At 56.2% G+C, this 12412-nt stretch carries 12 protein-coding genes; 8 read left to right on the forward strand and 4 right to left on the reverse strand.

Going from position 1 to position 12412, the window contains the following annotated elements; translation table 11 throughout:
- Positions 1-21: 21 nt before the first annotated feature.
- Positions 22-801 (reverse strand): Tic22 family protein, encoded by a 780-nt coding sequence (locus H6G52_RS02410; protein WP_190526141.1) that lies wholly within the window; start codon positions 799-801, stop codon positions 22-24.
- Between the two features lie 161 nt (positions 802-962).
- Positions 963-1850, reverse strand: a complete 888-nt coding sequence (locus H6G52_RS02415; RefSeq protein ID WP_158234332.1) for a Tic22 family protein — start codon at positions 1848-1850, stop codon at positions 963-965.
- Positions 1851-2432: 582 nt separating this feature from the next.
- On the opposite strand from H6G52_RS02415, the gene H6G52_RS02420 reads away from it, so the two are divergent.
- The 4 genes from H6G52_RS02420 to H6G52_RS02435 all read left to right on the forward strand — a co-directional run bounded on the left by H6G52_RS02420 (position 2433) and on the right by H6G52_RS02435 (position 7357).
- Positions 2433-2657 carry a hypothetical protein gene (locus tag H6G52_RS02420; RefSeq protein ID WP_190526143.1) on the forward strand — a complete coding sequence of 75 codons (225 nt, stop codon included), beginning with the start codon at positions 2433-2435 and terminating at the stop codon, positions 2655-2657.
- 910 nt (positions 2658-3567) lie between these two features.
- Complete coding sequence (locus tag H6G52_RS02425) at positions 3568-4299, forward strand: hypothetical protein (RefSeq protein ID WP_190526145.1); 732 nt, start codon at positions 3568-3570, stop codon at positions 4297-4299.
- A 1014-nt stretch (positions 4300-5313) separates the two neighbouring features.
- Positions 5314-6636: a DICT sensory domain-containing protein gene (locus tag H6G52_RS02430; RefSeq protein ID WP_190526147.1), complete on the forward strand. Its 1323-nt coding sequence runs from the start codon at positions 5314-5316 to the stop codon at positions 6634-6636.
- Between the two features lie 46 nt (positions 6637-6682).
- Positions 6683-7357: a pentapeptide repeat-containing protein gene (locus tag H6G52_RS02435; RefSeq protein WP_190526149.1), complete on the forward strand. Its 675-nt coding sequence runs from the start codon at positions 6683-6685 to the stop codon at positions 7355-7357.
- A gap of 42 nt (positions 7358-7399) precedes the next feature.
- Here H6G52_RS02435 and murF read toward each other — a convergent pair whose 3' ends face one another.
- Positions 7400-8767, reverse strand: a complete 1368-nt coding sequence (gene murF / locus H6G52_RS02440) for a UDP-N-acetylmuramoyl-tripeptide--D-alanyl-D-alanine ligase (protein WP_190526151.1) — start codon at positions 8765-8767, stop codon at positions 7400-7402.
- Between the two features lie 35 nt (positions 8768-8802).
- On the opposite strand from murF, the gene H6G52_RS02445 reads away from it, so the two are divergent.
- The 3 genes from H6G52_RS02445 to rpsU all read left to right on the forward strand — a co-directional run bounded on the left by H6G52_RS02445 (position 8803) and on the right by rpsU (position 9813).
- Positions 8803-8943, forward strand: coding sequence for a hypothetical protein (locus tag H6G52_RS02445; RefSeq protein WP_190526153.1), 141 nt, complete (start codon positions 8803-8805; stop codon positions 8941-8943).
- A 22-nt stretch (positions 8944-8965) separates the two neighbouring features.
- A complete protein-coding gene (locus H6G52_RS02450; RefSeq protein ID WP_190526155.1) occupies positions 8966-9448 on the forward strand; it encodes a DUF2752 domain-containing protein in 483 nt (160 codons plus the stop codon).
- Between the two features lie 185 nt (positions 9449-9633).
- Positions 9634-9813 carry a 30S ribosomal protein S21 gene (rpsU, locus tag H6G52_RS02455; RefSeq protein ID WP_099532024.1) on the forward strand — a complete coding sequence of 60 codons (180 nt, stop codon included), beginning with the start codon at positions 9634-9636 and terminating at the stop codon, positions 9811-9813.
- Between the two features lie 76 nt (positions 9814-9889).
- Here rpsU and H6G52_RS02460 read toward each other — a convergent pair whose 3' ends face one another.
- Entirely contained in the window at positions 9890-10834 is a 945-nt protein-coding gene (locus H6G52_RS02460) for a DMT family transporter (protein ID WP_099532023.1), read from the reverse strand.
- Here H6G52_RS02460 and H6G52_RS02465 point away from each other — a divergent pair.
- Positions 10833-12230, forward strand: a complete 1398-nt coding sequence (locus tag H6G52_RS02465) for a hypothetical protein (protein ID WP_190526157.1) — start codon at positions 10833-10835, stop codon at positions 12228-12230. The genes H6G52_RS02460 and H6G52_RS02465 overlap by 2 nt on opposite strands.
- Positions 12231-12412 lie beyond the last annotated feature (182 nt).

A 12412-nucleotide genomic window follows, 5' to 3' on the forward strand; every position in this document is an offset into this window, starting at 1 on the left:
GATTGGGATTTCAAAAACAGCCTAGTTGCCCATGGTTTCAAAAAACGCCTGGGCATTTTGGGAAGGGATAATCCGCACCCGCGATAGCCACTCATCTTCCCGCTCCGAAAGAACCGAAAGAAACTCATCAAAATCCACCACCTGAATTTGAACGGTGGCGGCTAGCTCGGGATTTTGCTCCGCAAAGGTTTTGGCCACCACTTCCGCTTGGGCCCGATCCATATAAAAGCGAATTTCTTCCGTTCCATCCCGATCGACCGTGACATAGGTGGGGGCTGACCCGTCGCTTGCGGTGACCAAAAATAGTGGAATTCCCTGCAATTTTTCCGGCGGTTGTTGATTTAATGCCAACAGTTCCCGGGCTAATTTCACCTCTTCCAAATCAGGGATTAGTTGCAATTGATATTCGGTAGATGGTTTTTGCAATAGCTCATAGATTGCCGACAGGGGAATGGCATTGACCCGTAATTCGCTGGATGAACTCACGGCTCCCGCTTGCAGTCGCTTCAGCCACTCTTGGGCATCTTGTGGGTTCAAAAACATCCGAGCCACCGTTGTGCGCTGGCCATCGGCATTTCCCACATCAATCAGGGCGGGCGTACCTTGGGCATCGGTGAGGGCAAAAACCGGCACGGCTTCTAATTTGCGGGCAATTTCCTCCGGGGGCAGCGCTGCCAAGGGGCTGATCGCGGCCAACCAAGCCAGGGAGCCGATCGCCCAGCCTCCAGCCAAGTGCCGCCAGTTCGATCGCACTGACTGCCAACGCTCTCGCAATCCCAAACTCACCATCGTCCATTCCATCCTGTTGATCAAACCGTTCATGCGCCCGGTTCCATGCCCAAGGCGATTCCCAAACCAGTCTAGGAGCTAACCCACTTTCCAAAATCAAAACCGACCAGTGCGCTAATTGCCCCGGTCGGTTTTGCACACCATTTAGCGGGTGTGATGATTAGCGGGTGCGATTAGCGATTAGCCGGTTGTCCTCCCAACCCAGCCGCCCCGCTCGCGGGAGCCGGAGTGGCAGGGCGAGCACCCGACTGCCCAGCACCCTGACCATTGGGCTGACCGGGTTGGTTCGATCGCATGGCCCGCATATAAAACGCCGCTGCCGAAGAGGACGGAATCAAGCGCACACTGCCCACCAACGAGTTAGGATCCGTGGCCTTTTTCAGCTCCTCAATCAGTCCATCCAGCGTAAAGACCCGCAGTTGGGCCCGGTTGATGATGTCCGGTTGACGCTGTTTGTAATCATCCAGCATCGCTTGCAAGTCTCGCTTGCTGAAGAAAAACGGCACCACTTCGCGATTGTCTGCCCGCAGCGTCAGAGGCGCATCCTCCGCTTGGGGATCTACCGCATAAAACAACGGAATCCCCGCAAATTGCTCAACGGACTGGCCCTGTTGCTTCAAAATCGCGATCGCCGCTTCCACATCTTCCTTGCTGGGGGTGACCACCAAGTCGGGCATTTCTGGCTTATTTTGAGCCTCCGTCCACATCCGATAGAACTGGCCCAGCGTCAACAGAGCCAAGCTAACTTTGCGGGATTCAGGCGGCGCTTCGCTTTGAACGCGATTCGCAAAGGCCCGCACATCCTCCGGATCCACAAAGTGCAAAATTGCGCCATCAGCCGGTTTGGGTTCGGCGGCCGGTTGGTTCTGTTGCTTGGGGAACACCAAAATGGGCTGGCCATTTTCTTGGGTGACGGAAAACAACGGCACCACATCCAAGCGCCGCACAATTTCATCGGTGCTCAGGGCCTGCACGATCGAAGGGAAACAGACCATCGATCCCAGCACCGCGCTCACGGCGGCCAGGGTTGCGGCTGAAGCGCGAGAAAACAACGATTTCACGAAAAGCCTCCTGAGTCTCGGAAAGCGACAGCCCGGGTGAATGTACTGGCTGGCTGTCTAAATGAAGCGAGTTAGATACCCAAACGAGCCGATCCCAAGTCGATAGTGATTTAACGCTGTCGTTTGCACGCTTTCACCCTCAACAGTGCCAGAGCGTCTGGTGATGAAAAACGTTTACGCGCCAGTGTCAGCCTGTTCGGGGCGATCGGGCTTGGAGTCTCGATGGAATTGCCATCTCATAATACGACCTCTTGTTAAAGCTGAAGATTTTTAAAAATTTCGCGAAGTATTCGTGCCAGTTTCTAAATTGCCCCGCTTAGCACCATCCCTTCTGGAATGGCTGAAACGTTCCAAACCCTTGAGAGCGCAACGTTACTGTGCTCAAGGTCAATTTATGAACTGATCCGGATCAATCAAAGTCTGAAGCTCAGTTGCGAAAGTGAAAATGCCAATCCTCGTGCTGGTTTTGAGACCTTCTATTGTCAGTTTTAGAGCGATCGGTTGCAGTTTTCCCGAAATGCGAAAGGTCAACCGAAAGAAGGACTAGAGACTCTCAATATTGCACGAGGTTGTATGACTCAAATGCACATTTCCCCTACCAAGCCGTCCCTGTTCGCCCGCGTAGGTGCAGCGATCGCCACTGGGGTTGTGACCATCACAGCGGCAGGCGTGATCCAAAATGCTGCCCCGTTGGTCGCTCAGGCAACCTCTGCTCATGATCAAGACTCATCCCAAGCCCTCTTGGTTGTGGCCCGCGCGGTTAGCAATCAAGACCCCCCGCGTCGTGGTGATGAACGTCGTGGCTAAAGGCGCGGCTAAATTAGACAACCTAACTAGCAGAACTGACCAACAATAAACCAACAATATTTGATCAATCCAGAGACAAAGATGATCTCAATCGATCAAATCTTTTCATTACTGGTTCAGCGTTGGTTTAGGGTTGGCTGAAGGTTAATTTAGCGCCGATTTAGCAAGTCTTGACCTCTGATTGTTTGAATTGTGGTGACGATTTGAGATGGCCCGGAGCAACTGCCTCGTTGGGATCGATCGAGCTTCATCATGGTAATGCTGTCTCACTCCCCAGTCATGCTCATGGGCGAAATTCAGGTGCATGGTTTGAGGCAACTCGAAAGCCAATGAGTCAGTTGTTGAAGCTGGTTTCTGAGCATCGCGTTTTCCATCATTCGGCTGTTTTGTGACTAAGTACCATGTGACCTCTAAGATTGCATGAATGCTCTAGAATCTGAGCTGACCTGTTATGACAGAATCCTCCGTCGGGGGATTTTTTTATTGCTACTTTCTGGAAAACTGATCAGTAAGAAGAAGTTCTAAGTTGAAATAGATTGCTTTGAATTTAATCTTAGTTAATTGTCGATTACTTAAGTCTAAATAATCTAAATAATCTAAATAATTTCTAATGAACTAGAGAAAACAGCCTGAGATCTGAAAATTATCGATGATTCATCAAAAATCAATAATTGATCATGCAATGACGGTCAGTCGCGCCGAAAAGTGGCCGATACTTGAATCACCAGGGTTTCAATGATCGATAGAATTTTGATTAGGAATTTGAACTGGCTTTCTGAACTAGCTGTATGTCTAGTGCTCGATCGGCTGAGTTGGCTGACTGGAGTGAAGGCTAACTTGGCACTAACGCAATGCCAATTCAATCAACTAATTCTAACTATTGCGCCTATTATCATTGCGCCTGCTGTCTATGAAACTTCGACAAGTCTTTGTCCAAATCTGGCGTGTAAATGCAGTCCTGATCCTGTTGGGTGGTTTGCTCTCTCTGGGTGTGATGGGATTAGCACTGATCTCAATGCTGCTGCACAACGCGCGATCGCACTCCGCTTCGCAGGTGATGAACATTGACCAAACCCAATCGATTGAAACCCGAACCCGATTGGGAAATTTTGCGCGAATCGAGGGAACCAACACCTTACGCGCACCGCTGCACCTAACCCAGGATTATGAACAAAGCCGTGGATTTGCCAACTCTTCCTATTCCAAAGAGGCAGATTCCCTACAGAACTATCTCTTTTTTAACGAGCTGACACGTCAAACCTATTGGCTCAAACCACCCGATCGGGGACTGATTTGGGTGGATGAAAAGCTTTTAGCCGCTCCCGCAAAGCCCACGGATCCTCCGAGCACAACACCAGTTGGGTTTGTTTATCTGGTCATTACAACCGACAGCAATCAGGATCGCCGCCTGACCGAAAAGGATCGCAAAACCCTGGCAATTTCCGATGCCAACGGTGAGCGCTTTGCATTGTTGATTGAGAATGTAGATCAGTTTCACGGCGCATCGGGTGTGAAAGATCAGCGCCTTTCGGTGTTTTATACCCGTGACCAAGTGCTGAATGTGGCAGAGTTGGATCTACAAACTCAAAAAGTCTTGAGCACCACCTCAGTTTCCACGCCCCAAGGTTCACCAGCCCCCTAAGCTGAATCGCCAACGCTGAGCTTAAGGGATGGCTTAGGGGATGCCTGAAAAGTAGCTTGAGGCACTCGCCAATCACCAACCAACTATCCTGGAGACCTGGGGATGGGGGTGTCTCATCACTCCCTTGCGTCATCCCCGATTTACGCCCAGGATCATGTTTCAATGCTTTCCCGTGGATAACCAAACCGGCTCGCAGCCCCTGGATGGCGGTTCTGGTTTCCAGGGTGAAGAGCCTCAATGTTTCCAGGGTGAAGAGCCTCAATTTTGACGATTGGGAGGCTTCTTAGTCCGTATCCCACCCAGAATTGGTAAAAATTCTACAAGAAGACTAAACTTTTGCTGCGTGAGATGCTAATATCCAATCAGAGCGAAAGCCAAAGGGCCACGTTCAAGTAGCCCTCAAGTTTTCCTCCCAAAAGACGTAGACGAATTCGGAGTCGCCTTCCCCCCTCGCGATTCCGATTTTTTTATCGAAATCTTGGCAAAACTAGGCTTCTGTTGAGCCACCGGCTAGTGAGTTACCCCCCGTAACTCATCAAGCATTGCTTGGCGGCTTTCGACGTTGACCTGCCTTAACTATTAAGGTTTCAGGTAAAGCTGATCTAGGGCTGCGGATGAACCTTAGAGCTATCCGTCAATCACCCGGGACAGAGGCAAGAACGGGAACAAACTCAAGAGAGCGTCAGCATCCGTGTTCTCTCGCCTGAGTTGCTGTCCTGATTATTCCCTAGGAGAAGGGGATTCGACAAGTTTTTGGCTACCATCTTCATCAAAACTTTAAAAAAGTTGCGAAAGTCTGGCGAGCGATCGGGCGCGGAGATCGCTGCCGTTGGGGGGAAATTCTGATGATGATGAGGCCAAGATGACAATGGGGTGATGGTGCTTCTTTGCGGTTGGCTGCAAGCCGGGGCCTGGAAATAGGCGAGAATGAAGGACTGTTGGGCTGGTAATGCCGCCATTGCACGATCGCCCCAATTTTGATCGCCCTCATCCCTCGCTTGTAGTTAATCGCTTGTGTTACCTGAATCGATTCTGAAGCAATTAACGGATTTGGCCCGGGTGGACGGGGCAACGCTCCACTTGGGGGTTTATTACAAAAACACGCTTGTGGCCCTGTGTCATGCCTTGGAAGATGCGATCGCCCAGTCCCAGGGCCGGCCGGTGGTGCTGGCGGCATTTCAACTGGGTAAATGGTATTTGCAAGAGGCCGATCGTTACGGGCAGTTGGCGGATCGATCGCGCCAGATTGTGATTCTAGCTGCGCCGGATGCGGGATTTGCGGAACATCCCACCAGCCAGCGATCGAACGTGGCGATTGTGCCCCTCAGTCCCACGGATCCGGTTGCCCAAGAATGGCACTTAACCATCGTGTCGCCGTCCTACTGTGCCATGGTGCTTTGTCAGGAATTGACGGCGGCGGACTATGGCCCCGAAGGGCTGCCCCAATCGGACTTAGAGCGTAAGTTCTATGGCTTGTGGACTTTTGTGCCCCAGTGGGTCGATCGCGGTGCGGCCTTGCTGGTGGAACGGGTGGCTCGCTATCAACCAGCCCTGGCAGAACAGCTTCAACGGCAATTGGCAGCGGTGGCCCAAGAGCAGGCCACGGCCCCAGGAGAAGACTGGTTGACCATTACCCAGCAGGTGGTGAACTACTTGCAATCCACCCATCAACATCGCCACCCGGCATTGCAACCGGGGCAATTGGGGTTTGAAGTGGGGGCCCCTCTGGATCAAAACCTGGTTTCCAACGAATTGCAGGCATTTTTGCGGTTAGCGGAACTGCTGGAGCTGTCCGATGGGCAAAATTCCGGATCGGCGGCGGAAGTGGCGGCGCTGACGGAGGCGATCGGGCAATTGCTGGATTTGCCAGCGGCCCAACTCAAGCGAATGCGATTGGCCGCCGCGCTCCATCGCTTGGGCCGTTGGCCTGCCGTTTGGCGTGAAGGGCTGGCTGACCCATCTGCCGATTGCTGCGATCTCAGTGCGGTGCAGGTGTTGCGAGTGATGCCGCGCTTGCGCCCGATCGCCCACATCTTGAACCATTTAACGGAGCATTGGGACGGCTCCGGGCAGCCTTCGGGGTTGGCGGGGGATGCTATTCCGCTGGAGTCGCGATTGGTGGCCCTTTGTGCCGACTTCCAGCACCGTCGATCGGGCGGTGAGCAACCGAACGAAATTTTGCAGCACTACCGCGATCAGTCAGGACGCTGGGATCCAAAGCTTTTGGAGGCTTTGACCCTGTTGGCCCAGGGATTGCAACAGGGCTGGGAATTGCCACAGATGTCGCTGCGAGCTTCCTCGGGGTTGTGGCTGTTGGATGAGGGGGCGACCTCCTAGGCAATTCCCCCTGCTCAACTCCATCACTTTCAGTTTGGCCGGTGTTATGACTAGTCTTTCTCCGCTTGATTTGGATGCCATTCGCGATGGTCAGCTTTTGCAGCTAGCCGATCGGGATCTGACGGGTGTGGACTTGGAAGAGGCCCAGCTATCCAGGGCGGATCTGAGTCAGAGTCGGTTGGTGGGAGCTATTTTGACCGGGGCAGACCTGCGCCACGCTTGCTTAAACCGGGCGGTGCTTTCGGGTGTGAATGGGGTGGGACTGCAAGCAACTGGGGCGATCGCCCGAGGAATTTGGGTTGGGGCCAATTTAACCCAGGCGGATTTTGCGGAAGCGGATCTGCGGGGGGCTAATTTTCGGGGAGCGATCCTGATGGGGGCGAACCTGACTCGGGCCATGGCGATCGGGGCGGTTCTGAGCGGGGCCAACCTCGCCGGAGCCAATCTGCGGGGAGCCGACTTGCGAGGAGCCGACTTGCGGGGAGCCAACCTCAGCCAAGCCCAATTGCAGGGGGCGGACTTAAGCCAGGCCGATTTGGCCGGAGCCAGCTTAACCGGAGCCAATTTGGAAGAGGTGAACGGCCAGGGGGCTAATTTAGCGGGGGCTGATTTCACCAATGCCTACGGACTTTGTGCCAACTGGTTGGAAGCGCGTGTGACGGGGGTGAGCCAGCGAGGGGCGATCGCCCTGGATTTGCCGCCGGAACCCCCGCAGCCCTGAACCTGGAAATTTAGCCCTTGCCCCAGTTGGTTTCAAGTGGGTTTAGCGATCCGGAGCCAACAGGGCCCGCACCACCCGATCGAGGCCAACTGATCGGGAAGCCTTCAGGAGCCAAACATCTCCCGATCGCAACTCCCCTTGCAGGCGATCGATCAGTGCTTCGTGGGTGGTGAAGGTCTCGCAGGGAATGCCCTCGGCCCCCGCTGCGAGATGCAAGGCCGTGGGGTCATCGGCCAAAATTAACAGACCCTCCAGGCGTAAATCTCGCGCCAACTCACCCACCTGTTGATGGAACTCGGGCGCGCGATCGCCCAATTCCTTCATGGTTCCCAAAACCGCCAAGCGCCGCTGCCCCGGTGTTTCCGCCAACAGGTACAGAGCCGCCGTCATCGACTCCAAACCAGCATTGTAGGTTTCATCCAACAGGGTCACCCCATTGGGCAAGTCGTGGCGACGGGCCCGCCCATCGGGTAATTCCACCGCCAAGCCCGCCGCGATCGGCTCCCAATCTACCCCCAACACCTTGGCCACGGCCAAAGCGCCCAGAAAATTGAGGGCATTGTGACGACCGGGCAACGGGAGGGGAAAGGTTTTGCCTTCCACGCTTAGGGTTTGGGCATCTAGCAAGTGACCGCGAAAGGTTCCGTTGGCAAAACCGTAGTCAATCACTTCCCCCGGCCAAAGGCGGCTGGCCGTCTCCATCAGCCGGGCACAGTCGGCATTCAACACCGCCACACTATCGATCGGCATTTCCGTCAGCAGTTCGCACTTGGCCTCCGCGATCGCCTGTTCCGATCCCAGCAATCCAATATGGGCCGTGCCCACGTTGGTGATCAGCCCCACATTTGGGCGAGTAATTTGGGTTAGCTCGGCAATTTGTCCCCGACCGCGCATGGCCAACTCCACCACAGCGAAATCATGTGCTCCGGTGATTTGCAAAAGGGTTTTGGGTACGCCAATTTCGTTGTTGAAGTTGGCGTGGGTTTTGTGAACTTGACCCGCTGTGCCCAGGACGGCGGCGATCAGCTCCTTGGTGGTGGTTTTGCCCGCCGAACCGGTCACGCCCACGACAGGGATGTTTGCCCGATCGCGCCAGGCCCGTCCCAGGGCCTGATAGGCCGTCAGGGCATTGGGGACGATCAGTTGCGGACAGGGCTGGTCGATCGGCTCCTCAACGATCGCCGCCACGGCTCCCGCCGCGATCGCCCCCGGCACAAACGATCTCCCATCAAAATTTTCGCCACGCAGGGCCACAAACAGCTCCCCTGAGCCGATCGCGCGGCTATCGGTGCTGATTTGGGCGATCGGCTGGGCCAAGGCGCGATCGTCTAAATGCCGCACCGTTGCTCCCGTGATGTGGGCCACTTCCTGCAAAGAAAATGGCGCGATCGTTCCTAAGCCGTTGCCCATGACCCTACCCTTATGCTCAAGATCTCTGAAAGATATTGCCTAATATCGTCGCACCGGATCAGCCGTTGCTAAACCTAGGGCTGATTGGTTGGGATGCTGCTGGCCATGGACTCTTTCCGGCGGCCGCTCCCACGGGCGATCGCGATCGACCCAATTCCCGAAAACCCAATTCCTGAAAACCCATAACCTCGTTTCGTGATGCAACGACCGCTGTTGGTTCACCGTCCCCTCGCCCCCGCCGATCGCCAGCATCGGTTGATCGGCCTGTCGCTGGTGGCCTCCCCGATCGTTGCGGCCCACTGGCTGGCCCACAGTCACCAAACTTCACCGCTGATCTGTCCCTTTCACTGGCTAACGGGGTTACCCTGTCCCGGCTGTGGCTTAACCCGATCGTTCGTGGCGATCGCCCGGGGAGACTGGCCGGGGGCGATCGGCTACCATCCCTTCGGCCCCCTGTTGTTCGCGGCCCTGCTGGGTTTGGGATTGCAATGGGCCGTGGAACTACGGGCGCGGCGGCGACTGGTTTGGCCGATCGGGCGATCGCTTCGGCGGGCGATCGGGCGCGGGCTGCTGATTCTCGGGCTGGTTTGGTACAGCGCCCGACTCTACGGCCTGTGGGGCAGCGGCGCGGCAGCCCTGGCCTGGAGCCGATCGCCCCTGGGTCAGTGGCTTGGTGGTTAGCACCCGGCCACAACTCCCGCAAACGATTCCGCCCAAAGTGGTTCCATTTGGTACGATAGATATTTGGCGATTTTCTTAGCGATCGCCCTCTTTTGCCAGCGCCCAATTTGCCTCAAAAGAGTCAGCGTCATGCCTTTGGGCCTGTGCGCCATATGTTGTCCACCTATCGCAAGGAGTGAAACCGCATGACCCAAGTGGTTTTGGGTGAAAACGAAGGAATCGAATCCGCGCTACGCCGTTTCAAGCGCCAAGTCTCGAAAGCCGGTATCTTGGCGGACGTGAAATATCGCCGGTACTATGAAACCCCGATCGAAAAGCGCAAGCGTAAGGCCGCTGCTGCCCGCCGGAAGCGCCGTTATCGGTAAAGTTTTTTGAGCAATTGCACCGTATTGAGCGGGGACAAGGGAGGTGAGCCTATGTCCCCGCTCTGTTTTTTGCCGGCTAAGGTCGATGCCAAACTGAGGCGATCGCCCGGCCCAGTTGCCGCCCCAGCGATCGCACCGGGAGCTGGCACAGCAAACAGGCCCCCAGCACCAAAGCCGCTCCCACCCGGCCCCGATCGCCCAACTGTTCCCCCAACCAAGCCGCCGCCATCAGGGCCGCCCAAACTGGCTCCAAGGTATACAAAATCGCCGCCACCGGAGCCGCCACCGATCGCTGGCCGATCGCCTGCAACCAGGCCGTGCCCGCCGTGGCAAAGGTTCCCAAATAGACCAAATCTAGCCAAGGAATGGTTTGGGGGTTCCAAATTGCCGACGAAATCGCCCATGAAGACCCCCACACCCACAGGGCCGCCGCCAGAGTCGTGATCCCCAACTGAATTAACGACAGCCACAGCACTTGGGCCCGAGCCGCGTAGGCCTCCATCCGCCAAATATAAAAAGACCAAGTGATGGCTGTGCCCACGCTCCACAAATCCCCAATATTGGGCGGTGCGCCATCGTAGGACAGCAACGCCACCCCCAACGCCGCGATCGCCGCCGCCCACCAAACCTTAGGGAACAGCCGCTGGCCCGCAACGCCCGTCAGCAACGGAACCAACACCACATAGAGGGCGGTGATAAACGCGCTACGCCCCGCCGTGGTGTATTGCAGCGCGATCGTGTGAGCTACATAGCCCAAGGCCATCCAGAAGCCTAATTCCAAGCCTCCGCGCCCCGTGACCGCCCAAGCGGCTGAATTTTTCGGCAAACCGCTCCAGAGGGTGATCGGCAGCAGAGCAATGGTGGCAATGCCAAACCGCACCAACATCAAAACGCTCGGGGAAACGGCCTCTAAACTAGACTTGACAACAACATAGGTACTTCCCCAAAGTACGCCCGCAACTAACAGCGCGATCGGGTTCAACCATTGCTCGCGATCGGCCCTCTCTACCCCGTGGATCATGTCTCGCCTCAATGATCGTGCTTACCAACTCCTGAAGGGAGCCATCCGCGCTCGCTATCAACAACAACCCGCCGCCCGGATTCCCAAGGAAGTGCTGTGGCAGCGGTTAGAAAAGTTGCGGTTGCAGTCTGGCGAGCCGGCCGGCTTTGAAGATCTGCGGGCGATCGTGAGTGATGCTTTCCCGGATTTTGATCTGGGCTTGCTCAAGTCCGCCGCTCGCCTTAACCAGCCTAAGACGGGCTGGGGATTTTGGGCTTGGGGATCTTGGGGCTGTGGTTTGGCGGGCGTGGTGGTGGCGACGGGGGGAATTGCCCTGGCCAACCTGCCATTGCCGCCGATTCGGAATGTGGTGGCAGACAACGCGCCATTGCTGTTGCTGCCCAGCTTTTGGATGATGGATCAAGATTATCGAGCCGCCACCGCCGCCACGGCCCAGGCCAAGCAATTGCTCGACAATGCCACCAGTGCGGCCGATATTGAACTGGGAGCCACCAAAACCCAAGCGGCCCAAGCAGCGCTCGATCGCCTGCCCGTTTGGTTTTTGGGGTCTCGGCCAAAGACTTATTGCACTCTGTTTTCATGCCGGTGGCGATTCACGTTGGATGAATTTGCCGCCGCCCGCCAAACCGTGGCCCGTTTGGAAGCGCAAGTGTTTCAGGAGCGCAATGCCCAAGCTTTGTTGAATCAGGCTTTGGCAACCGTGGAAACGGCCCGCCAACAGCACCAAAGCGCCAAGGACAGCAGCGCCCAAAACGCGGCTCTTGGTGATTGGCAGTCGGGAATCGATCGCCTGCGGGAAGTGCCCCAGGAAACCCTGGCCGGGCGGCAAGCACGCGCCAAATTAGCTGGGATCGATCGAGACTTTCAGTCGGTCACCGGTCGGGCGGTGGGGCGGCAGCAAGTAGGCAGCCTAATCACGGGGGCCAAGGAATATGGGTTTCGGGCGGCCTTGGCGGCTCAAAAACCCCCTCATCCGGTGGAACAGTGGCGGGTGGTGCAAAACCTGTGGCAAGAGGCCTTGGCCCTGTTGACCCAAATTAAGGATGATGATCCGCAATTTGCGGCCGCCCAGCGACTCCGAGCGGAATATGCGCAAAATCTGGCAATTGCCAAGCAGCGGGAGGCTTTGGAACGCCAGTCGATCGAGTCTTTGGAACAAGCGGATCGGCAAATCGCCCAATGGCGCACCCTGGCCGCTGCTGACCCCAGCAATCCCCGACTGTTGGGAACGCTCCAGGAAATCGAAAACAACTTGGAGCGGGTTCACCCGGCCAGCACTGCCTACGCCAAGGCTGAACAGTTGCGCCAGTTTGCGAACCAAGCGCTCCAGCGCTACCAACCCATGACTCCGCAGCCCAATGTTGCCCCGGATGCTCCTGCCACCCAAGCTCGCTAGGGCAAGAACGACCCAGCCTTTCCCAGGTGAGCGAGCACAGTCTCTATGGCTGCCCCATTGCGACGGTGCGTAGATACTGTGTTCCCCGGATAGACGCAAGGGGCTGAGAGTGAAGAAAGGTAAAGCTTAAGAGCCAGGAGCTGTGGCGACCGCTAGTTGGCTGGGGTCAAACGGTCTGCCAT

The organism is Limnothrix sp. FACHB-881, from assembly GCF_014698135.1.
Classification (GTDB): Bacteria; Cyanobacteriota; Cyanobacteriia; order CACIAM-69d; family CACIAM-69d; genus CACIAM-69d.

Excerpts from the sequence above, each read along its gene's own strand:
- rpsU (WP_099532024.1), top strand. The coding sequence starts at position 9,634 with ATGACCCAAGTGGTTTTGGGTGAAAACGAAGGAATCGAATCCGCGCTA.
- murF (WP_190526151.1), bottom strand. The coding sequence starts at position 8,767 with ATGGGCAACGGCTTAGGAACGATCGCGCCATTTTCTTTGCAGGAAGTG.
- H6G52_RS02465 (WP_190526157.1), top strand. The coding sequence starts at position 10,833 with ATGTCTCGCCTCAATGATCGTGCTTACCAACTCCTGAAGGGAGCCATC.
- H6G52_RS02425 (WP_190526145.1), top strand. The coding sequence starts at position 3,568 with ATGAAACTTCGACAAGTCTTTGTCCAAATCTGGCGTGTAAATGCAGTC.
- H6G52_RS02420 (WP_190526143.1), top strand. The coding sequence starts at position 2,433 with ATGCACATTTCCCCTACCAAGCCGTCCCTGTTCGCCCGCGTAGGTGCA.
- H6G52_RS02435 (WP_190526149.1), top strand. The coding sequence starts at position 6,683 with ATGACTAGTCTTTCTCCGCTTGATTTGGATGCCATTCGCGATGGTCAG.
- H6G52_RS02410 (WP_190526141.1), bottom strand. The coding sequence starts at position 801 with ATGGAATGGACGATGGTGAGTTTGGGATTGCGAGAGCGTTGGCAGTCA.
- H6G52_RS02450 (WP_190526155.1), top strand. The coding sequence starts at position 8,966 with ATGCAACGACCGCTGTTGGTTCACCGTCCCCTCGCCCCCGCCGATCGC.
- H6G52_RS02460 (WP_099532023.1), bottom strand. The coding sequence starts at position 10,834 with ATGATCCACGGGGTAGAGAGGGCCGATCGCGAGCAATGGTTGAACCCG.